The organism is Streptomyces sp. NPDC012935 (assembly GCF_042900345.1).
Taxonomy (GTDB): Bacteria; Actinomycetota; Actinomycetes; order Streptomycetales; family Streptomycetaceae; genus Streptomyces.
The window spans coordinates 162,686-184,044 of sequence record NZ_JBIBBC010000015.1 but is presented as its reverse complement, the minus strand read 5'-3'; the positions used below and the strand labels follow the sequence as shown (position 1 = coordinate 184,044).

Annotated in this window: 25 protein-coding genes and 2 pseudogenes; 18 read left to right on the top strand and 9 right to left on the bottom strand. The window is 70.4% G+C overall.

Translation table 11 applies throughout. The features are described 5' to 3' along the window. Nucleotides 1-34: 34 nt before the first annotated feature. Entirely contained in the window at nt 35-1,630 is a 1,596-nt protein-coding gene (locus tag ACFY5C_RS30865; protein ID WP_389450173.1) for a Na+/H+ antiporter, read from the top strand. Here the strand turns inward: ACFY5C_RS30865 and ACFY5C_RS30860 are convergent. Together ACFY5C_RS30860 and ACFY5C_RS30855 are read right to left on the bottom strand one after the other, a co-directional pair. Beyond that, nucleotides 1,612-2,529, bottom strand: a complete 918-nt coding sequence (locus ACFY5C_RS30860; protein ID WP_389450170.1) for a 1-aminocyclopropane-1-carboxylate deaminase/D-cysteine desulfhydrase — start codon at nt 2,527-2,529, stop codon at nt 1,612-1,614. The genes ACFY5C_RS30865 and ACFY5C_RS30860 overlap by 19 nt on opposite strands. Before the next feature lie 88 nt (nt 2,530-2,617). After that, nucleotides 2,618-3,208: an N-acetylmuramoyl-L-alanine amidase gene (locus ACFY5C_RS30855; protein WP_389450167.1), complete on the bottom strand. Its 591-nt coding sequence runs from the start codon at nt 3,206-3,208 to the stop codon at nt 2,618-2,620. Nucleotides 3,209-3,501: 293 nt separating this feature from the next. Here ACFY5C_RS30855 and ACFY5C_RS30850 point away from each other — a divergent pair, with 293 nt between their 5' ends. From ACFY5C_RS30850 to ACFY5C_RS30840, 3 genes are all read left to right on the top strand, one after another. Next, nucleotides 3,502-4,908 carry a family 2B encapsulin nanocompartment shell protein gene (locus ACFY5C_RS30850; protein WP_389450164.1) on the top strand — a complete coding sequence of 469 codons (1,407 nt, stop codon included), beginning with the start codon at nt 3,502-3,504 and terminating at the stop codon, nt 4,906-4,908. Nucleotides 4,909-5,031: 123 nt separating this feature from the next. Further along, nucleotides 5,032-6,159 carry a family 2 encapsulin nanocompartment cargo protein polyprenyl transferase gene (locus tag ACFY5C_RS30845; protein ID WP_389450161.1) on the top strand — a complete coding sequence of 376 codons (1,128 nt, stop codon included), beginning with the start codon at nt 5,032-5,034 and terminating at the stop codon, nt 6,157-6,159. Between the two features lie 306 nt (nt 6,160-6,465). Next, nucleotides 6,466-7,059, top strand: a complete 594-nt coding sequence (locus ACFY5C_RS30840) for a GNAT family N-acetyltransferase (protein WP_389450159.1) — start codon at nt 6,466-6,468, stop codon at nt 7,057-7,059. Nucleotides 7,060-7,080: 21 nt separating this feature from the next. Here ACFY5C_RS30840 and ACFY5C_RS30835 read toward each other — a convergent pair whose 3' ends face one another. Next, a complete protein-coding gene (locus ACFY5C_RS30835) occupies nt 7,081-7,671 on the bottom strand; it encodes a TetR/AcrR family transcriptional regulator (RefSeq protein ID WP_389450156.1) in 591 nt (196 codons plus the stop codon). 125 nt (nt 7,672-7,796) lie between these two features. Between ACFY5C_RS30835 and ACFY5C_RS30830 the strand changes: the two genes are divergently transcribed. From ACFY5C_RS30830 to ACFY5C_RS30805, 6 genes are all read left to right on the top strand, one after another. Further along, entirely contained in the window at nt 7,797-8,381 is a 585-nt protein-coding gene (locus ACFY5C_RS30830) for a dihydrofolate reductase family protein (RefSeq protein WP_389450153.1), read from the top strand. A gap of 26 nt (nt 8,382-8,407) precedes the next feature. Then, the gene (locus ACFY5C_RS30825; protein WP_389450150.1) at nt 8,408-8,632 is read left to right on the top strand and encodes a hypothetical protein; all 225 of its coding nucleotides are present in this window, start codon (nt 8,408-8,410) and stop codon (nt 8,630-8,632) included. Nucleotides 8,633-8,728: 96 nt separating this feature from the next. Then, nucleotides 8,729-9,145, top strand: a complete 417-nt coding sequence (locus tag ACFY5C_RS30820) for a YciI family protein (RefSeq protein ID WP_389450147.1) — start codon at nt 8,729-8,731, stop codon at nt 9,143-9,145. A gap of 19 nt (nt 9,146-9,164) precedes the next feature. Further along, nucleotides 9,165-10,391 (top strand): RNA polymerase sigma factor, encoded by a 1,227-nt coding sequence (locus tag ACFY5C_RS30815; RefSeq protein WP_389450144.1) that lies wholly within the window; start codon nt 9,165-9,167, stop codon nt 10,389-10,391. A 9-nt stretch (nt 10,392-10,400) separates the two neighbouring features. Then, entirely contained in the window at nt 10,401-10,733 is a 333-nt protein-coding gene (locus ACFY5C_RS30810; RefSeq protein WP_389450141.1) for a DUF952 domain-containing protein, read from the top strand. Next, nucleotides 10,730-10,960, top strand: a complete 231-nt coding sequence (locus ACFY5C_RS30805; protein WP_389450138.1) for a hypothetical protein — start codon at nt 10,730-10,732, stop codon at nt 10,958-10,960. The genes ACFY5C_RS30810 and ACFY5C_RS30805 overlap by 4 nt, the downstream gene beginning before the upstream one ends. On the opposite strand, the gene ACFY5C_RS30800 is transcribed toward ACFY5C_RS30805, so the two are convergent. Continuing rightward, nucleotides 10,957-11,724, bottom strand: coding sequence for a VOC family protein (locus ACFY5C_RS30800; protein ID WP_389450135.1), 768 nt, complete (start codon nt 11,722-11,724; stop codon nt 10,957-10,959). The two genes, ACFY5C_RS30805 and ACFY5C_RS30800, sit on opposite strands and share 4 nt — an antisense overlap. Before the next feature lie 169 nt (nt 11,725-11,893). Here ACFY5C_RS30800 and ACFY5C_RS30795 point away from each other — a divergent pair, with 169 nt between their 5' ends. Both ACFY5C_RS30795 and ACFY5C_RS30790 read left to right on the top strand, forming a co-directional pair. Further along, a complete protein-coding gene (locus ACFY5C_RS30795) occupies nt 11,894-13,048 on the top strand; it encodes an anion permease (RefSeq protein ID WP_389450132.1) in 1,155 nt (384 codons plus the stop codon). A gap of 162 nt (nt 13,049-13,210) precedes the next feature. After that, nucleotides 13,211-13,444 (top strand): hypothetical protein, encoded by a 234-nt coding sequence (locus ACFY5C_RS30790; protein ID WP_389450129.1) that lies wholly within the window; start codon nt 13,211-13,213, stop codon nt 13,442-13,444. 103 nt (nt 13,445-13,547) lie between these two features. Here the strand turns inward: ACFY5C_RS30790 and ACFY5C_RS30785 are convergent, their stop codons facing one another. Beyond that, nucleotides 13,548-14,993, bottom strand: coding sequence for a hypothetical protein (locus ACFY5C_RS30785; protein WP_389450126.1), 1,446 nt, complete (start codon nt 14,991-14,993; stop codon nt 13,548-13,550). 381 nt (nt 14,994-15,374) lie between these two features. On the opposite strand from ACFY5C_RS30785, the pseudogene ACFY5C_RS30780 reads away from it, so the two are divergent. The 4 genes and pseudogenes from ACFY5C_RS30780 to ACFY5C_RS30765 all read left to right on the top strand — a co-directional run. After that, a pseudogene (locus tag ACFY5C_RS30780) lies at nt 15,375-15,720 on the top strand (M15 family metallopeptidase); the annotation flags it as partial. 117 nt (nt 15,721-15,837) lie between these two features. Further along, nucleotides 15,838-16,347 (top strand): GNAT family N-acetyltransferase, encoded by a 510-nt coding sequence (locus ACFY5C_RS30775; protein WP_389450123.1) that lies wholly within the window; start codon nt 15,838-15,840, stop codon nt 16,345-16,347. Nucleotides 16,348-16,356: 9 nt separating this feature from the next. Beyond that, nucleotides 16,357-16,698 (top strand): annotated as a pseudogene (locus ACFY5C_RS30770) (maleylpyruvate isomerase N-terminal domain-containing protein); the annotation flags it as partial. 68 nt (nt 16,699-16,766) lie between these two features. Then, on the top strand, nt 16,767-17,063 hold the full coding sequence (locus ACFY5C_RS30765; RefSeq protein WP_389450120.1) for a hypothetical protein: 297 nt from the start codon (nt 16,767-16,769) through the stop codon (nt 17,061-17,063). A 97-nt stretch (nt 17,064-17,160) separates the two neighbouring features. Here ACFY5C_RS30765 and sodN read toward each other — a convergent pair whose 3' ends face one another. Then, complete coding sequence (sodN, locus tag ACFY5C_RS30760) at nt 17,161-17,556, bottom strand: superoxide dismutase, Ni (RefSeq protein ID WP_020123534.1); 396 nt, start codon at nt 17,554-17,556, stop codon at nt 17,161-17,163. A gap of 145 nt (nt 17,557-17,701) precedes the next feature. Between sodN and sodX the strand changes: the two genes are divergently transcribed. Further along, nucleotides 17,702-18,136, top strand: a complete 435-nt coding sequence (gene sodX / locus ACFY5C_RS30755; RefSeq protein ID WP_389450266.1) for a nickel-type superoxide dismutase maturation protease — start codon at nt 17,702-17,704, stop codon at nt 18,134-18,136. Here sodX and ACFY5C_RS30750 read toward each other — a convergent pair. Beyond that, nucleotides 18,040-18,669, bottom strand: coding sequence for a CGNR zinc finger domain-containing protein (locus ACFY5C_RS30750; protein WP_389450117.1), 630 nt, complete (start codon nt 18,667-18,669; stop codon nt 18,040-18,042). The genes sodX and ACFY5C_RS30750 overlap by 97 nt on opposite strands. A 98-nt stretch (nt 18,670-18,767) precedes the next feature. On the opposite strand from ACFY5C_RS30750, the gene ACFY5C_RS30745 reads away from it, so the two are divergent. After that, nucleotides 18,768-19,538, top strand: a complete 771-nt coding sequence (locus tag ACFY5C_RS30745) for a class I SAM-dependent methyltransferase (RefSeq protein WP_389450114.1) — start codon at nt 18,768-18,770, stop codon at nt 19,536-19,538. A gap of 73 nt (nt 19,539-19,611) precedes the next feature. Here ACFY5C_RS30745 and ACFY5C_RS30740 read toward each other — a convergent pair whose 3' ends face one another. Together ACFY5C_RS30740 and ACFY5C_RS30735 are read right to left on the bottom strand one after the other, a co-directional pair. Continuing rightward, nucleotides 19,612-20,373: an amino acid ABC transporter ATP-binding protein gene (locus tag ACFY5C_RS30740; protein ID WP_389450111.1), complete on the bottom strand. Its 762-nt coding sequence runs from the start codon at nt 20,371-20,373 to the stop codon at nt 19,612-19,614. Nucleotide 20,374: 1 nt separating this feature from the next. After that, on the bottom strand, nt 20,375-21,334 hold the full coding sequence (locus ACFY5C_RS30735) for an amino acid ABC transporter permease (protein ID WP_389450108.1): 960 nt from the start codon (nt 21,332-21,334) through the stop codon (nt 20,375-20,377). Between the last annotated feature and the right edge of the window lie 25 nt (nt 21,335-21,359).

Here is a 21,359-nt window from a genome sequence, read left to right as displayed (position 1 = left end):
CGACGATGCACGAGGGCGAGGGTGGGCGAGGCGTATGGATGTGATGCCGCTGCTGTTGCTGGTGGCCGGGAGTGCCGCTGTCGCCGCGGCCGCTCGGCGGGCGCCCGTGCCGGCGCCGCTGCTGCTGGTCGCCGTCGGCCTCCTCGTGTCGTACCTGCCGGGTGTGCCCGAGTACACCCTCGACCCGCACATCGTCCTGCCGCTGGTGCTGCCCCCGCTGCTGCACAGCGCGGCGACGGACAGTTCGTATCTCGATCTGCGGGCTCAGCTGCGGCCCGTGATGCTGCTGTCCGTCGGGTACGTGCTGTTCGCGACCTTCGCCGTGGGCTGGATCGCGTATCTGGTCGTGCCGGGTCTTCCGCTGACCGCGGCGCTGGTGCTGGGCGCGGTGGTGGCGCCGCCGGACGCGGTCGCCGCGACGGCGGTCGCGCGCCGGGTGGGGCTGCCCTCCCGGATCACGACGATCCTGCAGGGCGAGTCCCTGGTGAACGACGCCACCGCGATCACCGCCTACCGCGTGGCGCTCGCGGCCGCCGTCGGTGAGGGCGCCAGCTGGGCCGGCGGCATAGGCGAGTTCCTGCTCGCGGCGTTCGGCGGCATCGGCGTGGGCCTGGTGCTGATGGTGCCGATCCACTGGCTGCGCACGCACGTGAAGGAGGTGCTGCTGCAGAACACCCTCTCGCTGCTGATCCCGTTCGTCGCGTACGCCGCCGCCGAGCAGGTGCACGCCTCCGGAGTGCTGGCGGTCGTGGTCGTGGCGCTGTACCTGGGACACCGCGCGTGGGAGGTCGACTTCGCCACCCGGCTCCAGGAGGAGGCCGTGTGGAAAATGGTCGCGTTCGTACTGGAGTCGGCGGTGTTCGCCCTGATCGGACTGCAACTGCCGGTGGTGCTCAAGGGGCTTGGCGAGTACGAGGGCAGCCGCGCCGCCTGGTACGCGTTCGCCGTCTTCGCGGTGGTCGTCGCCTCGCGCTTCGTGTGGGTCTACCCGGCGACCTTCCTGCCGCGCATGCTGTCGGCGCGGATCCGAAAACGCGAGCAGAACCCGACCTGGAAGGGCGCGTTCGTCATCTCCTGGGCCGGCATGCGAGGCGTGGTGTCCCTGGCCATCGCCTTCTCGATCCCGCTCACGGTGCACGGCGGCGAGCCGTTCCCCGAGCGCAACCTCATCCTCTTCCTGACCTTCACGACGGTCATCGGCACGCTGGTCGTCCAGGGCGTGACCCTGCCGCCGCTGATCCGCCTGCTGAAACTCCCCGGCCGTGACATCCGGGCCGAGACCCTCGCCGAGGCCAACGCCCAGGCGCAGGCCTCCCGCGCCGCCGAACGGCGTCTGGAGGAACTCCTCTCCGACGACCGCAACGCCCTCCCCGAGGCCCTCGCCGACCGCCTGCGAGCCGTCCTGGAACGCCGCCGCAACTCCGTCTGGGAACGCCTCGGCCAGGCCAACCCCATCACCGGCGAGTCCGTCGACGACACCTACCGCCGTCTGTCCCGAGAGGTGATCGGCACCGAACGAGCGGTGTTCGTGAAACTACGGGACGGCCGCTTCATCGACGACGAGATGCTGCGGACACTGCTGCGCAGGCTGGACCTGGAGGAGGCGGCGGCCTATCGCGAGGCGGGCTGAGCTTCGAACGGAGCCCCGGTGACAACGGCGGCGACAGTCGCCCCACGCGCAAAAGCGCCCTCCTCCGCCAACACCACAAGCCCGTACAACAACTTGGCGACATAGAGACGCTCGACAGCCACCCCGTGCCGCTCCTCGAAATCCTCGGCAAAGGCATCGAGCTCAGCAGTGGTACGGCCATACCCCCCGAAGTGAAACCGCTCATCGAGCCACCAGTCACCCCGCGGCCCCCCGAACGCCTCCGCCTGAAGCCCCCGTACCTCATCACCCAGAAAGCCACCCTTGAGTACGGGCACACCCAAGGCCCGCTGCTCAGGCCCCAGCCCGGCGGCCAGCCCTGCCAGCGTCCCGCCCGTCCCGCAGGCCACGGCGACCACATCCGCCTGCCCCCGCAACTCCTCCCCGAGCGCCCGGCACCCCCGTACGGCGAGGGCATTGCTCCCGCCCTCCGGCACGACGTACGCCGCCTGCGCACCCGCCGCACGCAGAACGGACGCCAGCGTCTCCGGCTCGGCCTTGCGTCGATAAGTCGCCCTGTCGATGAAATGCAGCCGCATACCGTCGCTCACGCACCGCTCCAGCGACGGATTGAGGCGCCGCTCAGCAAGCTCCTGGCCGCGCACCACACCAACCGTGCCGATCCCGAGGAGGCGCCCAGCGGCAGCGGTGGCACGCAGATGGTTGGAGTAGGCACCCCCGAACGTGACGACGGGACGCCCGCCCGCCGCCATCAGATTCGGTACGAGCTTGCGCCACTTGTTGCCGACCAGCTCCGGATGGATGAGATCGTCCCGCTTGAGGATCAGCCGAACACCGACCCGTCCGAACCGCGAGTCCACAACCTCCTGCACCGGCGAGGGGAGCCGGGGCTGCAGATCGGTCAGGTCAGGGCGCTTCACCAGTCCATTGTCGCCTGTCGCCCGCTCGCTGCCCCGGCAGCGGGCGCACCCCACTCACCGGCACGGGCCGCACCGCAGGCATCCCGCCCTAGGACAACCGCTCCCGGATCCGCGCCCGCATCGAAGCCATGGTGAACCCCCGGGGATCCACCTTGCCGGGCTGCCACTCCAGATGTCCGATCACCGACCGCTCCGTCCACCCGTGATGACGGCACACGGCCGCCGACACCCGCTCGATCGCCTCCAGCTGAGCCGCCGGCCAGGGATCCTGTCCATCACCCAGGTTCTCGCACTCGAAGCCGTAGAAGTGCCGGTTGCCATCGGTGTTGGCCTCGTTGTCGGCGGGCAGCGCGGTCTCGGCGATGACCGCACGCAGGACGTCGTCGTCGCCGAGCCCGGCATGGTTGGCACGGCCGTAGCCGACCAGATGCACTCGTCCGTCCTTGGTGATGACGCCGTGGCACAGCGGCCCGGGCAGACCCTCGTAGCCCTTGCGGCAGAGCTCCACCGTGTGCGCGCTGCCCTTGGTCACCGTGTGGTGGATCATCACGCCGTGGACGGGACCCCACGGCCCCACGTGGTTGCGGTTGTGGTGCTCCCAGTCGCCGACCTCGACGACAGTCGCACCCTCCGCCCGGAGTCTCTCCAGGAATCTGCTCGCGGACATGGGTGAGGCCATGACCGCCCCCTTCGCGCCGTGCGCCGACCGCCCACCGCGGCCGGCTCGTATCGGTGCTTTACCGAAAACGGCCTCACGGGACTCCTCGAATCGCACGGTGTACGAGTCGTTTTGGCCAACCGCAGGGACGGCACCAGTGGACAAGGTCCCTCTATTTGCCCAGCGGACCGTGATCCATTCCCGCTCTTTCGGGTAATAGCACCGGCACCCTCAGTGATGGAAGGCTCGGTCGCGGAGATCGCGATACGTGGCGCCAGACAGGCGCCGGTGCACGACCGGGAGGGCAATTCCTTATGTCGGTAGGCGAAGAGGTCCGCACTGAGCAGGGCAAGCCGCAGCAGAGTCTCGGCACGGCGGCCGCGCGGAACCTGGCCACCACGACCAAGTCCGCACCTCAGATGCAGGAGATCAGCTCCCGCTGGCTGCTGCGCATGCTGCCGTGGGTGAACGTGCAGGGCGGCACGTACCGTGTGAACCGCCGTCTGACCTACGCCGTCGGGGACGGCCGTGTCACGTTCGTGAAGACCGGGGACCGCGTCGAGGTCATCCCTGCCGAACTGCGCGAACTGCCGGCCTTGCGGTCGTACGAGGACGAGGACGTGCTGGCCGAGCTCGCCCAGCGTTGCCAGCAGCGCGAGTTCACGGCGGGGTCCGTGATCGCCTCGTTCGGCAGCCAGACAGACGAGGTGTTCCTGCTGGCGCACGGCAGGGTGGAGAAGCTCGGCACCGGTCCCTACGGGGAGGACGAGTCCCTCGGCGTCCTCGCCGACGGCGCCTACCTCGGCGACCAGGCGCTGCTCGACTCCGACGCCATCTGGGAGTACACGGTCCGTGCCGCCACCGCGTGCACGGTGCTCGTCCTGCCCCGCCAGGATGTCGAGCAGGTCGCGGAGCGTGCGGAGTCGCTCAGCCAACACCTCGAGCAGCTGCGGTCGATCCCCGCGCAGCGCACCAACAAGTACGGCGAGAAGGAGGTCGACCTCGCGGCCGGCCACAGCGGTGAGCCGGACATCCCGCACACCTTCGTCGACTACGAGGCCCGGCCCCGTGAGTACGAACTGAGCATCGCCCAGACCGTGCTGCGCATCCACTCGCGCGTGGCCGACCTCTACAACCAGCCGATGAACCAGACGGAGCAGCAGCTGCGCCTGACGGTGGAGGCCCTGAAGGAGCGGCAGGAGCACGAGCTCATCAACAACCGCGAGTTCGGGCTGCTCAACAACTGCGAGTACGACCAGCGGCTCCAGCCCCACGACGGCGTGCCCAGCCCCGACGACATGGACGAGCTGCTGTGCCGGCGGCGCGGCACCAAGCTGTTCCTCGCCCACCCGCGCGCGATCTCCGCGTTCGGTCGTGAGCTGAACAAGCGCGGCCTGGTCCCCGAGACCATCGAGATGGCCGGCAACCGCATCCCCACCTGGCGCGGCGTGCCGATCTTCCCGTGCAACAAGATCCCGGTCTCCGACGCCCGTACGACCTCGATCATCGCCATGCGTACGGGCGAGGGGGAGCAGGGCGTCATCGGTCTGCAGCAGGCGGGCATCCCGGACGAGATCGAGCCGAGCCTGTCCTGCCGGTTCATGGGCATCAACGAACAGGCCATCATCAAGTACCTGGTGACGGCCTACTACTCGGCAGCGGTCCTGGTGCCGGACGCCCTCGGTGTGCTGGAGAACGTCGAGATCGGGCGCTGGCGGTGACCTTCGCCGCCACTACGCCGTGTCTCGCGCTCCCCGTATGGGTAGACCCTCGGCGTAGGCGCCCAGCCGTAGCGGAAGGGCCACCGTCCGCCGACTCTCCGAGGCGATGCCATGGGTGAGTTCATGACGGAGACGCAGCCACGCCCCGCCGGGGCGGGGCCGTCCACCGAGACGCTCGAAAGGCAAGGGTCCATCGCGACCGGGACGGACGGCGGGCCGGGCCCACTCGACGGGCCCGAGGCGGGGGTGATCCTGGAGCGCGCCCGGGCTTCGGTCGACCCCGAACTGCGCGCCGCCATCGAGTCGTTGCCGCCTGCCCTGCGCCGGATCGGGCGGTATCACTTCGGCTGGGAGCACCCGGACGGCACCCCGGCTACGGGCAACGCAGGCAAGGCGATCCGGCCCGCACTCGTCCTCGCCGCGGCCGCCGCACTCGGCGGACCGAAGGCGCGGGCGGCCGCCGTACGAGCGGCAGTGGCGGTGGAACTGGTCCACAACTTCACGTTGTTGCACGACGACGTGATGGACCGGGACGCCACCCGCCGGCACCGCCCCACCGCCTGGACCGTGTTCGGTGACGCCGACGCGATCCTCGCGGGGGACGCCCTGCAGGCGCTGGCCCTGCGGCTGCTCGCCGAGGACCCGCACCCGGCGTCCGCGGCTGCGGCGGCCCGGCTGGCGGACTGCGTCGTGGAACTGTGCGCCGGGCAGCAGGCGGACACGGCGATGGAGAAGCGGGCCCCCGGCGAGGTCGGCCTCGACGAGGTGCTCGCCATGGCCGAGGCCAAGACCGGAGCACTGCTGGGGTGCGCCTGTGCCCTCGGCGCGCTGTATGCGAGCGCGGCGGACGAGGACGTGGCGGCGCTGGACGCGTTCGGCCGTGAGGCCGGGCTCGCCTTCCAGCTCATCGACGACGTGATCGGCATATGGGGCGACCCCAGCCACACCGGCAAGCCGGCCGGTGCGGACCTCGCCGCCCGGAAGAAGTCCCTGCCGGTCGTCGCCGCGCTGACCTCGGGCGGTCCGGCGGCGGCGGAGCTGGCCGCGCTGTACGAAGTGCCCTACGACAAGGAGGACCTGCAGCGGACCGCGCTCGCCGTCGAGCGGGCCGGTGGCCGCGACTGGGCGCAGGCCCAGGCCGCCGAGCGGATGGCCCGCGCCATGCAGGAGCTGGCCCGCGCGGTGCCCGACCCGGAGGAGGCGGGCGCACTGCTGGCCCTTGCCGAGTTCGTGACGCGGCGCAGCAACTGAAAACCACGGCAGCCGACGGCCGTACTCGTCACGGTCGAGGCGGCCGACGGTCCTGAAGACCCCGGAGCCCTCGGGGCCGTACGGTTCCTGACCCCGTACGGCCGCCGAGCGGCTCCGGACCGGCGGGTCCCGCACATCCCCACGGTGTGCGGGGCCCGCCTTCGCGTACCGGGTCCCCGTGAACGGCCGCACCGATCAACCGGGTTGCTGGGGGCGGCCGTATCTCGACAAAGTCGGCCCTCGGACCGCACGCAGGCGCTCATCGCCCTACGATCAAGGCCGGTTGACGCGAAGGGGCGGGTGGAGATGGGCGTGGCGATCCGGACGGCGGGCGAGGCGGACCGGGAGTCGGTGGTCCGGCTGCTGGACGCGGCCTTCCAGGACGATCCGGTCAGTGGCTGGGTGTTCCCGGGCGAGGCGTACCGCCGTGCGACCCACCGGAGGCTGATGGCCGCGTTCACCGACATCGTGCTGGCGCATGGCCGAATAGACGTCACCGAGGACGGCACGGCGTGCGCGCTGTGGATGTCCGTTCCGGCCGTCGAGCACGACGAGGACGACGACGGTCCGGCGCTGCTGCGCCAGGACGTCGACCCGGACAACGAGCGCGTCGAGATGATCGGCCGCCTGACGGCCCGTATCCATCCCACGGGCCGTGCGCACGAATACCTGTGGATGATCGCCGCGGCCCCCGGGCGCCAGGGCGAGGGGCTCGGCACCGCGCTCCTGAACGCGGTGCTCGACCGCTGTGACCGGGACGGCCTGCCCGCCTACCTGGAGGCGAGCAGCGACCGCAGCAGGCAGCTGTACGAGCGTCTCGGCTTCGAGCTCAAGGGCCGTCCCCTCGACCTCCCGGACGGCCCCCGGATGTGGCCGATGTGGCGCGAACCGCGCGGCTGAGCCGCCGTCGGCGGCCCTGACCTACTCCTCCGGCACGATGGTCGCCACGATCCGCTCGACCAGCCCGTCCGGCACGCCGACCCCGGGCAGAACGCCGTCCAGGACGTCGGGCAGCGTCAGGTGCTCCAGGAGCAGCCCGAGGACCGCGAGATAGAGCACGGTGACGACCTCGTCGCCGCCGGGCAGTCCGGCGTTGCGGTGGAACTCCAGTGCCTCGTCCAGGTCGCCGCGCACCGACTTGGTGAAGGAGGAGCGCAGTCCGGGGCGCCGCTGGGCCTCCAGGCGCATCTCCAGCAGGGCCAGATAGCCCGTTCTGTCGCGGGTGGCGCGGGCCATCAGGTCGTGCATGAAGGCGGCGACGAGGGAGCGGTCCTTCGGCCGGGTCATCAGCCCGGCGATCACCTCCGGGTCGGGCGCGAGCCTCACGTGCAGCCGGGTGTCGATCTGGCGGAGCAGGTCGTCGCGCCCGGTGAAGTAGTTGGAGGCGGTGCCGACCGGCACCCCGGCCTCGGCGTCCACCGCGCGGAACGTCAGTCCGCGTGCCCCCTCGCGGGCGAGCACCTCTACGCCCGCGTCGACGAGCGCGGCCCGGCGCTCCGGATTGCCCGCCATTCGGAATCCCCTCTCTCACTTTCAGTCGGTCCGGGAAATGCCCTTGCAACCACTACAAGCGAAGTACTACAACTGAAGCACTACAACCGAAGTGGTTGTGCGACACCCTACGAAAAGAGACCGGCTTGCGAAAGCTCACGTACTTCATCGCCTGCTCGATCGACGGCTTCATCGGAGACCCGAGCGGCGATGCGACCTCGATGTACACCTTCGTCGACGAGGAGTTCCTGGAGTTCCTCAAGGCGGAGCACCCGGAGACCGTGTCGACCCCAGCCCGTCGCGCCCTCGGGTTCGACGACCTGCCCAACCGGCAGTTCGACACGATCATCCAGGGCCGCAGCAGCTACGACCTGGCCCTGAAGGAGGGCCTCACCAGCCCGTACGCCCATCTGCGCCAGTACGTCGCCTCGCGCACGCTCACCGAGTCGCCCGACCCGCAGGTCGAGATCGTCTCGGACGACGTGGTCGGCAAGGTCCGCGAACTGAAGGCGGAGGACGGCGAGCTCGACATCTACCTGTGCGGCGGCGCGCAGCTCGCCGGCGCGCTGATCGACGAGATAGACGAGCTCGTGATCAAGACCTACCCCATCGTGTACGGCACGGGCATGCCGATGTTCGGATCGGACTTCGCCATCACGGAGTTCACTCTCGGGGAGGTGCGCTCGTTCGGCAACGGCGCCGTTGTTCGTACGTACAGCAGGAAGCGCTGAGCCCTCTCCCGCCCTACCCTGAGGACATGGGCAGCCAAGAGCACCACTGTCCCGACTGCGGACAGCCCGTAGAGACGGTCGTCCGGCGCCACAAGACGCTGGGCGCCTGGGTCCCCACCTGGGTGGCGGGCCCGTGCCGCAACCCCGAGTGCGGGGCGTACGCGGAGGAAGGCGCCGCGCACGAGGAGAAGCACGAGCAGCCGGACAGCCCGAGCGCACCCACCGTGAAACCCACCGCGAAAAATTCCTGAGCCACCTGTCGAGAAACCCGGCCCGGCTCCGACGTCCCCTGTGAGAGCCGCCCGCCAAGGGCGGCCCGAGCCGACGGAAGCAGAAGGAGCGGACCGATGAAGTACCTGGTCATGGTGCAGGGCACGCAGGCGGACTACGAGGCGATGCAGGGCAAGGGGTCCGAGCACTCCGTCGCCTGGAGCCAGGAGGACATCCAGGCGATGTACGCCTTCATGCAGGCCCTCAACGACGACCTCGCCGAGAGCGGCGAGATGGTCGACGGACAGGGGCTGACCGAGCCCGCGAAGGGCCGGCATGTCACCCTGGGCGACGACGGCAAGGCAGTGATCACCGACGGCCCGTACAGCGAGACCAAGGAGCTGCTTGCCGGCTACTGGGTGCTGGACTGCGCGAGCCTGGAGCGGGTCACGGAGATCGCCGAGCGCGTCCTGCAGTGCCCCCAGCCCGCCGGGGCCCCTGTGTACCCGGTGGTGATCCGGCCCATCGACGACGGGTCCGGGGACGTGGGCTGAGACACCGGCCGAGCCATAAGTGAGCGCCACACCCGAGACCGAGGACCTGCTGCGCCGCCACGCGCCGCAGGTCCTCGGCGCGCTGGTACGGCGTTACGGCCACTTCGACAGCGCCGAGGACGCCGTACAGGAGGCCCTGCTCGCGGCGGCCGAGCAGTGGCCGCGGACCGGGGTGCCGGACAATCCGCGCGGCTGGCTGATCAAGGTCGCGGCGCGGCGGCTGACCGACACGCTGCGTGCGGAGCAGTCGCGCCGCGCCAGGGAGGACAAGGTCGCGGCGCTGACGCCGAGGGACGCCTTCACGGCCCCGGCGCCGGGCTCGGACCGGGCGCCCCGCGAGGACGACACCCTCACCCTGCTCTTCCTCTGCTGTCACCCGGACCTGACCCCGCCCGCCCAGATCGCCCTCACCCTCCGTGCCGTCGGAGGTCTGACCACGGCGGAGATCGCCCGCGCGTACCTGGTCCCCGAGGCGACCATGGCGCAGCGCATCAGCCGGGCCAAGCAGAAGGTCCGCGGGGTGCGCTTCGGGCGGCCCGACAACTGGGAGAACCGCCTGCCCGCGGTCCTGCAGACCCTGTACCTGATCTTCAACGAGGGCTATACGGCGACCTCGGGCACGAGCCTGCTGCGGCGTGAACTCGCCGGTGAGGCGATCCGGCTGACCCGCGAGGTCCACCGTCTGCTCCCCGGTCACGGCGAGGTGGCCGGCCTGCTCGCGCTGATGCTGCTCACCGACGCCCGCCGCGAAGCACGCACCGGCCCGCACGGCGAACTCGTCCCTCTCGACGAACAGGACCGCAGCCGCTGGGACAAGGCCGCCATCGACGAGGGCGTCGCCCTGGTCACCCGCGCCCTGTCCCGGGGCCCGGCCGGACCGTACCAGCTGCGCGCCGCCATCGCCGCCGTCCACGACGAGGCGCCCTGCGCGCCGGAGACCGACTGGCAGGAGATCCTCGGCCTCTACGACGTCCTGGTACGCCTCGTCCCCGGCCCCGTCGAGCGCCTCAACCGCGCGGTGGCCGTCGCCATGGCCCGGGGCCCGCGCGCGGGGCTGGCCGAACTGGCCGCGCTGGAGGACGAACTGGGTGCCGGGCACCGCCTGGACGCGGTCCGCGGCCACCTCCTGGAGCGGGCCGGCGCGAACGACGAGGCCCGCGCCGCCTACGAGGCCGCCGCAGCCAAGACGCTGAGCCTGCCGGAGCAGCGCTATTTGCACGCGCGGGCGGCACGGCTGAAGCCATAACCTCGCCCCATGCCCGAACACACGTACATCCTCCACATCACCGAACGCTCCCTCTGGGACGAGGCCCGCGCGCGCGGCACGTACGAGATGTCGACGCGTGGTCGCACGCTCCGGGACGAGGGCTTCATCCACTGCTCGACCCGCGCCCAACTCCCCACCGTGGCCGGCTTCCTGTACGGCTCCTACGACGGCCCCGACGAACTGGTGGTCCTGGTCGTGGACCCGGCCCGGCTCGACGTGCCGCTCAAGTACGAGGCGCCGGAGCCGGGCGGCGAGGAGTTCCCGCATGTGTACGGGCCCATTCCGGTGAACGCGGTGGTGGATGTGGAGCCGTGGGGGTGACGGGACGCCGCCGGTTATGGCGCTGGGTCGTGACGGTGTGGGTGATCGCCGTCGTCGTCGCGGGCGCGCTGACGCTGTGGTTGCAGGACTCGGCGCAGCCGCCGGGACCGCCCCGCTGGGAGAATGCCGATCCGAGCCCATCGCTGCCGCAGGGCTGGGAGTCGGCGTGCGCGAGCGTCACGCCCGACGAGAACGGCCGGGGAGCCTGCCTCGTCGTGACCCGTTAGCCGGCCAGTCCGCCGGTCTTGGGATCGCGCCCCGTCAGGCAGTACGTGCCGCCCGCCGGATCGCGCATCACCGTCCAGTGGGCGCCCTCGGCGACGAAGCTCGCGCCCAGGTCCTCGTGCCGGGCCCGGGTCGCCGGGATGTCCGCGCAGGCGAGGTCCAGGTGGGCGGAGGCCCGGGGCTCCGCACCGGGCCACTCCGGACCGGGCCGCTCCTCGCCGAGCCGCTGGAGCAGGATGCGGATGGGCAGCCCGGACGGTGGCTTGAGCACATGGAACTCGGGGCGGGAGCCGGACGCCGACTCCCAGCCGTCCAACAGAGCGCTCCAGAAGGCGACTTCGGACTCGTACAGCGACGGCGGTACGTCGATACAGACCTGGTCAAGGCGGCTGCCGTGCACCACGGGCGGCCGCACCGACTCCCCGTACCAGGGGACGGCACAGAACAACTGCCCGGCGGGCGAGCGCAGTACCGCCCACCCCTCGTGCTCGGCGGCGACACCCGCACCCTGCGCGAGCGCCGACGTCACGAATCCCGGTACGTCATCCACGGCAAAGTCGAGATGCGCGCCACCGGCGCCCGACTCGACCCCCTGGGCCTTCACGCAGGGGTCGGCCCCGCCGCCCGGCAGCAAGGTCACGAACTCCCCCTGCTCTCCCCGGAATTCGGACAACCGGGTGTCCGTCACCGCAGTCCAGAAGGTGTGCGCCCGGGTGAAGGACGCGACGGGGCGGTCGACGAAGGCGTAGGTCCAGCGGATGCTCATGGGGCGATCGTAGATCCGCCTGCGCGGCCACGGCCCGCGGCGGCCGTACGGCGCACGCAAGCTGCGCCACGCGGGCTTTGCAGGACCCTTACCAACCGCGCGCCGGTCCCTGGGACACGCTTTGCCATCGGTTCTCCGCGAATTGGCCCGCGCTTGTTTGCATTGGGGAATGGACCACATCACGTTCCTGGTAGCGGTCGTCATCGTGACGGCCCTCGCCTTCGACTTCACCAACGGATTCCACGACACGGCGAACGCGATGGCCACGTCCATCGCCACGGGGGCGCTCAAACCAAGGACGGCCGTGCTCATCAGCGGTGTCCTGAACGTCGTCGGCGCCTTCCTGTCCACCGAGGTCGCCAAGACGATCTCCGGCGGCATCGTGGACGACACACTCGTCAGCCCGGGCATGATCTTCGCGGGGCTGGTCGGGGCGATTCTGTGGAATCTCCTCACCTGGCTGGTCGGGCTGCCCTCCAGTTCGTCGCATGCACTGTTCGGCGGACTCATCGGGGCCGTCTGGGTGGGCGCGGGGTCGCACGGCGTGCACTTTGACAAGGTTGTCGAGAAGGTACTGATCCCCGCCGTCGCCTCGCCGCTCGTGGCGGGGATCGCGGCGCTGCTGGCCACGTACCTGGCGTACAAGCTCACTGCTCGCGCCCGCAAGCAGTCCGTCACCAAGGGCTTCCGCGTCGGTCAGATCGCCTCGGCCTCGCTCGTCTCCCTGGCCCACGGCACCAACGACGCGCAGAAGACGATGGGCGTCATCACGCTGACCCTGATCTCGGCGGGCGCCCTGGGCCATGACGCGGGCCCGCCGCTGTGGGTGATCGCATCGGCGGGTCTGGCCATCGGCCTCGGCACCTACCTCGGTGGCTGGCGGATCATCCGCACGATGGGCAAGGGCCTGACGGAGATTCAGTCCCCGCAGGGCTTCGCCGCCGAGACGGCTTCCACGACGGTGATCCTCACCTCGGCCCACCTGGGCTTCGCCCTGTCCACCACGCAGGTCGCCTCGGGCAGCATCCTCGGCGCGGGTCTGGGGCGCCGGCTGGCCGAGGTCCGCTGGGGCGTGGCCGGACGCATGGTCGTGGCCTGGCTGGTCACCCTGCCCGCCGCCGCGCTGGTCGGCGGCGTCTCGGCGGGCGTCGTCAAGCACGGCGGCGACATCGGTACGGCCGTGGTCGCCCTGGTCGGCGCGGCCGTGGCCGCCGGGATCGTGTTGATCTCCCGCCGCAACCCGGTGTCCGCGCACAACGTCAACGACACCCACGAGGTCACGGTCCGCAGCACGGAGCCGCCCAAGGTCGGCGCGGCCGCCTGAGGCATCGATCGTCCGGAACATCGATGGTCCGGGACATCGACCGTCCGGAACACCGCCCGTCTGGAACATCGACCGTTCGGAACACCGCCCGTCTGGAACATCGATCGTCCGGGACGGCAATCGTCTGAGACAGCGACCTTCTGAGACAAGGGAGTTCACATCATGAGCCTCGACTGGACCGCACTCGGCCAGGTCGCCGCGGTGAGCCTCGCCGTCACCGTGGCCGTGGTCGGCGTCTTCGCCCTCGGCGTGCTCGGCCTGGCCCGCTACGAGGGGGCACGCGAGGAGGGCGGCGGCACGTCCGCGCTGAGCCTCACCCAGGCCGGACTGTGCTTCGTCGCCTGCGCCGCGGTGGTGGTGTACGGGATCTATCTGATCGTGCCTCAGTTCCACTGACCGGGGCGCGGAAGTTCCACTGACCGGGGCGCGGCAGTTCCACTGACCGGGGCGCGGACGGCGGTTGAAGGGGCCTGGCCCGGCGTTGCGTCGGCCGGGCCTCTCAGCGCCGCTCGTACACCGTCAGCCGTCGCCCGCGGACCTGCACGTCCGCCACCACCTTGAAGTGCTTCCTCAGCACTGCGGTCTTCGCGTGGTCACGCTTCCCCGCCAGTGGGCGAGCCACGTCGGGCGCGTCGGTGACCAGCAGTATCCGCCGCTGTGCCAGCATCTCGGCCCGTATCCGCTCCGGTCCGGCCTCCTCGCCCTTCAACGTCCCCGACGTCACGGGGTCCTGCGCGAGCGCGACGTCCCGCAGCCCGGCGAAGTCGTCGGGGGAGACCAGCGCGGAGTCGCGCCGGGCCGCCGGTATGTAGACCACCGCGTCCCCGGTCTGCTTCAGCCGCCGCACGTCCGCCGCCACCGCCAGGACGTCGTCCACGCGGCTCTCCGGGGACCGCTTGGCCAGCGACTGCGGCAACAGCGCGACGACCGCCACGGTGACCACCACCGGGACGAGCCACGGCGCCGCTCTCGGGAACCGCGGCCGGGCCGCCCGTACGGCCGTGCCGAGTGCCGAGCCGATCAGCAGGGCCAGTCCCAGCATGCTGAACAGCACGTAACGGTCCAGGAAGAGAGGCTTGACCAGGGAGACCCCGATGAGGGCGAGTTGCGGCACGGCCAGCAGCGGCAGCCCGACGGGCGCCACCGACAGCCGTCCCGCGCGAGGCCGGTCCAGCAGGGCCCCGAGCCCGCCGATCGCCAGCAGGACGGCGGGCCCGATCAGCATGTGCCAGCTCAGCGGCGGTATCCAGGAGACCTGGGCGGACTGGCGCCGGCTGAACAGGATCAGCGGCAGTACGGCGGCAACGGCGACCGTCGCGGCCATCGCCCAGCGCATCCAGGTCCCGCGCCGGGCCCGCGTCCACAGCAGCGTCGCCAGGTGCGCGGGCAGGATCAGCAACGAAAGCCAGTTCAGCAGCCCGCACACCGCGACCGTGCCGCCGTACGCGACCCAGTGCAGCGCTCGGCCACGCCCTTCGAGGACGGTCACCAGCAGCAGGGTCGAGACTGCGGCGCCGGCCGCGATCAGCGCGTAGGGGCGGCCCTCCTGGAGATAGAACTGCACGGCCGGAAGAAGCCCGAACGCCAGCCCTCCCGCCAGGCCCGCCCAGGCGCCGGCCAGCCGATCGCCGATGGCCGTCACACAGGCCGCCGCCACCGCCATGGCCAGCACGGAGGGCAGCCGCAGGGTCGTGGTGCCGGCCCCGAACCATTCGAAGAGGCCGTGCATCAGCAGGTAGTAGAGCCCGTGCACGGAGTCGACGTTGCCCAGCATGTGCCAGATGTCGCCGACGGACCGGCGGGCCACCTGCCAGGTCGCGGCCTCGTCCCGCCACACACTGTCCTGCCGGGACAGTCCCCACAGCCCCAGGGCGAGGGTCCACAGCAGGGGGATCGGCCAAAGGAGCAGGGGGCGGCGCAGGGGTATCTCCCAGGGGATCGGCATTCCGTCCGTCGGGAGACAGACCGCCGGATGATGTGATCTCCACTCGCCCGCTGTCGCAGAGCACCCCGGACAACGCCTCGGCCACGCAGGCCGAGACGGGAGCCGAGTGCCGCTGACCTTCCCCCGTGGGCCCACCCGCAAGGGCGTTCGACCTCAGGGTGGACTTTTCAGAACCTACGGGACGTCAACGATGCCCGGCCACCGTTTACCGCGTGAACACAATCACCGCGAATTCAGGGAACCTGGTGCCCGGTTGCCCGGTTGCCCGGTTGCCCGGTTGCCCGGTGCGGTCGGCCATGATCGGGGCACGGACGAGATCGTGCTGATGTCGGATCCCAGGGTTGCGGCAATCCCCGTGGTCGACTGCGGCGAACCACCGGTCGGATCCGCGACGCCGCGAGCCGGTACGTGTCGCCGCCGGAGATCGCGCCGCACAGCGCCGGCGCAGCCGTCGACCTCGCTCTGATCTCCGCCGACGGCCGGGAGGCCGACATGGGGACCCGCGTGAACGCCGGCCCCGAGGACAGCGACGGCGCTTGTTACACCGACGCCGGCGACATCGGCCCCGAGGCGCGGGCCAACCGGCGGGTGCTCGGTGCCGCGCTGAGCGCTGCGGGCCTGGTGAACTACCCCACGGAGTGGTGGCACTTGGTCCTAGGGCGACCGCTACTGGGCCCTTGCCACCGATGCCGAAAGGGCGCTGTACGGGCCCCGGGAACTCGGATGAGACCGTCACCGAGCCGTTCGCGGGCGAAGCGCCGTGACACACCGCTCCAGCTCCGGTCCGCCGAGCAGGCGCGGAATTGGATGGACACGGTCGGCACGGTGACCGATGATCTTCGGCATGATCCGTGCCGCCACTGTGAACGACGTCGCGACGATCCGGGCGATGATCCGTGAACTCGCCGAGTACGAGCGGGCTGTTGAGCACATGCGGGCGACCGAGGAGCAGCTTCGCGAGGCGCTCTTCGCAGAGCATCCCGCCGCCTTCGTACTGATCGCCGAGGACGACGAGACGGGCGAGGCGGTCGGGTTCGCCCTGTGGTTCCCGCGTTTCTCGACGTGGACCGGCACGCGCGGGATGCACCTGGAGGATCTCTACGTGCGTGAGTCCGCCCGTGGCGGTGGACACGGCAAGGCCCTGCTCGCCTCCCTGGCCGCGATCTGTGAACAGAGGGGCTACGAGCGCTTCGAATGGTGGGTCCTCGCCTGGAACGAGCCGACGATCGACTTCTACAAGTCGCTCGGCGTGGAGTTCCTGGACGAGTGGCGGATATGCCGGCTGAGCGGTGAGCCCCTCAGGGACCTCGCCGGCCGGGTCCCGGCTGTTCCCAACGGGACCTCGGTCTCGTAGGACGGGGTCATGCAACCTCCTGTCGCAGCAGTGATCGAAGCCCACGGTGCCCTGGAAAGGCTCGTGGCCCGGTTGGACGACCAGCAGGTCACCGAGGCATCCGGGCTTCCGGGCTGGTCACGAGGCCACGTCCTGGCCCATCTCACCGACAACACGAGAATGTTCGGCCGGCTCGCGGAGCATGCACTGCGCGGTGAACTCGTAGCGGGCTACGACGGCGGCACGGCCGAGCGGAACGCGATCATCGAGGCCACTGCGGGGCGCGGCGCCGCCGAGCACCGCGGGGAACTCGCCGCACACACAGCCGCGCTGGAAGCGACCTGGGCTCGCGCCGACGACGAGGACTGGCGCCGTCCGGTCACCTTCCGCAACGCGGACCTCGCCGCCACGGTGTTCGCTGGCGCGAGGCCTGGATCCACATGGTTGACCTCGATCTCGGTGTACGGCCGGACGACTGGCCCGAGGACCTGGCCGCACACGCCATCGACTTTCTCCTCGGCCGCCTTCCGAAACGCACCCACCTCCACGCCGACGACGCGCGACGCCAGTGGTCCGTCGGCGACGGGCCGCCGGACACAGTGGTCACCGGACGCGTACGCGACCTGGCGGCCTGGCTGGCCGGATGCACGCCCACCGTCGCACCGTCGGCGGCCGAGGCGCTGCCTGCTCTCGGGCCCTGGCCGCCTCATCCGCCACAGCGACCGGACCGTGCGTGACGTCTCCCCGCAGCGGGAGCAACCCACGCCGAAGGGGCCCGCCCGGCGAACCGGTCGGGCCCCTTCAGGGTCGGGAGAGCGACGAAAGAGCCTTGAGTCAGGCCTTCTTGGTCTCCCAGAAGATCTTGTCGATCTGGGCGATGTAGTCCAGAGCCTTCTGACCCGTCGCCGGGTCGGTCGAGGCCTTGGCGGCCGAGAGGGCCTTCAGGGCGTCGTTGACCAGCTGGTGCAGCTCCGGGTACTTCTCGAAGTGCGGAGGCTTGAAGTAGTCGCTCCAGAGCACCGAGACGTGGTGCTTGGCGAGCTCGGCACGCTGCTCCTTGATGACGGTGGCGCGCGCCTGGAAGTGCGGGTCGTCGTTGGCGGCCATCTTCTCCTGCACGGCCTTCACCGACTCCGCCTCGATGCGGGCCTGGGCCGGGTCGTACACGCCGCAGGGCAGGTCGCAGTGCGCGCTGACCTTGACCTTGGGGGCAAACAGGCGGGAAAGCATGGAGCATTCCTTCCTCGTGATCGTCTTCTCAGGTGGGACATTACTCCCTGCAAGACGGGATTTCGCGAGTGCCCCCATGGGCTTAGGACAAAAGTCCAGGGTCAGACTGAGACTGGTGGAGGACCGTACCGGGGAGGTGCCGGGGATGCCGGAGTTGTCGCAGGAGACCGAGCGCGGGCGGGCGGACCGGCCCTTCGGGTGGGCCGAGGTGACCGGGCCGTCGATGGTGCCCACGCTGTACAGCGGCGACCTGCTCGTCGTTTCGCACCGGGGCCGGATCAGGCCCGGTGACGTCGTCGTCCTGCGTCATCCCTTCCAGCAGGACCTGCTGGTCGTCAAGCGCGCCGCGGAGCGCCGCGAGGGCGGCTGGTGGGTGCTCGGGGACAACGCGTACGCCGGCGGCGACAGCACCGACTACGGAGTCGTGCCGGACGAGCTGATCCTGGGCAGGGTGCGTCTGCGGTACCGGCCGCGCAAGGCGGATCAGCGCTCGCCGTTCGCGCTGGCGCGCTGGGCGCTGTCCGCCGTGCGGCCCGTACTCGCCGACCGGTCGGCCTCCAGGCGCTTGCGGGCGCGGTAGGCGGCCACGTTCGCGCGGGTCGCGCAGCGGTCCGAGCAGTAGCGCCGGGAGCGGTTGGTGGAGGTGTCCAGGTAGGCGTTGCGGCACGGGGCCGCCTCGCACAGGCCCAGACGGTCCACGCCGTACTCCGTCAGGTGGAACGCCAGGCCCATCGATGCGATGGCCGCGAAGCCCGCGGTCGCGTTCGACGGGTGGTCCGCGAGGTGCATGTGCCACAGGGGGCGGCCGTCGTCGTCCCGGAAGTCGTGGCCGGAGATCTGCGGGCTCACCGGGAACTCCAGAAGCAGGGAGTTCAGCAGGTCGACGGCCAGGGTCTCGTCGCCGGTGTCCGCCGCCGCGAAGACCGAGCGCAGCCTGGCCCGGACCGCGCGGAACCGCGTGACGTCGGCGTCGGTGGCGCGGCGGGCCGCCGACTGGTTGCCGCCGAACAGGTCGCGGACGGCCTCGACCGAGGTCAGTGAGTCCTTGCCCCGGGCCGGGTCCTCGCTGTTGACGAGACGTACGGCGTAGTCCGAGTAATAGGCCAGTTCCACTTGTAGTCCTTACGGAGGCGTTCTATCGTCGTGGTGCGGTCGGGTAACAACTGATCGTGCTTCCAGGGTATTACGTGACATGCGCGATGGAGGGTTCGATGACGGACACGGACATCACCACGACCGGCGCCGACTGGGCCGCCTGGCAGGAGAGCTGGGACCGGCAGCAGGAGTGGTACATGCCCGACCGTGAGGAGCGTTTCCGGCTCATGCTCGACATGGTCGAGGCGCTCGTCGGCGCTGCCCCGCGCGTGCTCGATCTCGCCTGCGGCACGGGAACCATCACGGCCCGGCTGCTCGCGCGGTTCCCGGAGGCCACCAGCACCGGCGTCGACCTCGACCCCGCGCTCCTCGCCATCGCCGAGGGCACCTTCGCGAACGACGAGCGGGTCTCCCTCGTCACGGCCGACCTCAAGGACCCCGAATGGCCGTCGAAGCTGCCGTACGACTCCTACGACGCCGTCCTGACCGCCACGGCCCTGCACTGGCTGCACCGTGAACCCCTCGCGACCCTCTACGGTCAGGTCGCGGCGCTGGTCCGCGACGGCGGTGTCTTCCTGAACGCGGACCACATGATCGACGAGTCGACGCCCCGGATCAACGCGGCGGAGCGCGCCCAGCGCCACACCCGCATGGATCAGGCCAAGGCGGACGGCGCCCTCGACTGGGCCGAGTGGTGGCAGCTGGCGGCGAAGGACCCGGTCCTCGCCGAACCCACGGCCCGCCGCTTCGAGATCTACGGCGAACACGCCGAGGGCGACATGCCGTCCGTCGAGTGGCACGCGCGCGTACTGCGCGAGAAGGGCTTCGGGGAGGCCCGGCCGGTGTGGTGCTCGCCTTCGGACACGCTGCTGCTGGCTCTCAAGTAGCGCCGCGGGAGGCGCAGCATGGGAGAGGGGCGGTACGGGAATCCCGTACCGCCCCTTCACCTGCGATCGACCGTCAGAGCACCTTGGACAGGAACGCCTGGGTCCGCTCGTGCTGCGGGTTGGTCAGGACCTCGCGCGGGTCGCCCGACTCGACGACCACGCCGCCGTCCATGAAGACCAGGCTGTCGCCGACCTCGCGGGCGAAGCCCATCTCGTGGGTGACGACGACCATCGTCATGCCGGACTCGGCGAGGTCGCGCATGACGTCGAGGACGTCGCCGACCAGCTCCGGGTCGAGGGCCGACGTGGGCTCGTCGAACAGCATCAGCTTCGGGTCCATCGCGAGCGCCCGCGCGATGGCGACGCGCTGCTGCTGGCCGCCGGAGAGCTGCGAGGGGTAGGCGCCGGCCTTGTCGGCCAGGCCGACGCGGTCGAGCAGCTCCCGGGCACGCTCCTTGGCCTGGTTCCGGCCCACGCCCTTGACCTGGATCGGCGCTTCCATGACGTTCTCCTGCGCCGTCATGTGCGGGAACAGGTTGAACCGCTGGAACACCATGCCGATGTCCCGGCGCTGCTGCGCGACCTCGCTGTCCTTGAGCTCGTACAGCTTGTCGCCCTTCTGGCGGTAGCCGACCAGCTCGCCTTCGACGTACAGCCGACCGGCGTTGATCTTCTCCAGGTGGTTGATGCACCTGAGGAACGTCGACTTGCCGGAGCCGGAGGGGCCGATGAGGCAGAACACCTCGCCGGTCTTCACCTCCAGGTCGATGCCCTTGAGGACCTGTACGGGACCGAAGGACTTGTGGACGCCCTCGGCCTTCACCATGGCGGTCATCTCACACGCCCCTTTCGCTGCCGAGGGCCATCAGGTTGACCTTGACCCGCTGCCACGGCGTCGGCGGCAGGTTCCGCAGCGAGCCACGGGCGTAACGGCGCTCCAGGTAGTACTGGAAGACGCTGAACACGCTGGTCATGACCAGGTACCAGATGCACGCCACGAACAGCATCTCCATCACGGCGTACGACGTGGAGCCGATGGTGGAGGTTGCGCGCAGCAGTTCGTTGTACGTCACCGCGTACACCAGCGACGAGGTCTTCAACATGTTGATGAACTCGTTGCCGGTCGGCGGCACGATCACCCGCATCGCCTGCGGGATCACGATGCGGCGCAGGGTCTTCGCGTGGCTCATGCCGAGCGCGTGCGAGGCCTCGGTCTGGCCCTCGTCGACGGCCATCAGACCTGCGCGGCAGATCTCCGCCATGTACGCCGCCTCGTTCAGGCCCAGCCCCAGCAGGGCGGCCATGAACGGGGTCATGACGTCGACCATCTCGTCCTTGTAGATCGGACCGAGATCCAGCACGGGGAAGATCAGCGCCAGGTTGAACCACAGCAGCAGCTGGACGTAGACCGGCGTGCCGCGGAAGAACCAGATGTAGACCCAGGCCACCCAGCTCGTCACCGGGTTCTTGGACAGGCGCATCACGGCCAGGATCACGCCGAGGACCACGCCCATGACCATCGCGAGGACGCTGATCAGCAGGGTGCGGCCGGCACCGGCGAGGACCGTGGAGTCGAAGACGTAGTCGCCGACTGCGTTCCACTGGATCTTCTCGGCGCTGGCGAACGCGTTGATGAGCAGGCCCACCAGGGCCAGCACGACGACGGCGCTGACCCAGCGGCCGTAGTGCCTGACCGGGATGGCCTTGATCGCCTCGGGCGGGAGGGCCCCGCCCTCTTTGGAGACGGCGGCCGACGGCTTCGCGTCGGCCGGCTCCTTGTCGAACTTGTCAGTCACTGTGACTGCCCTTCAGTCTTGCCCG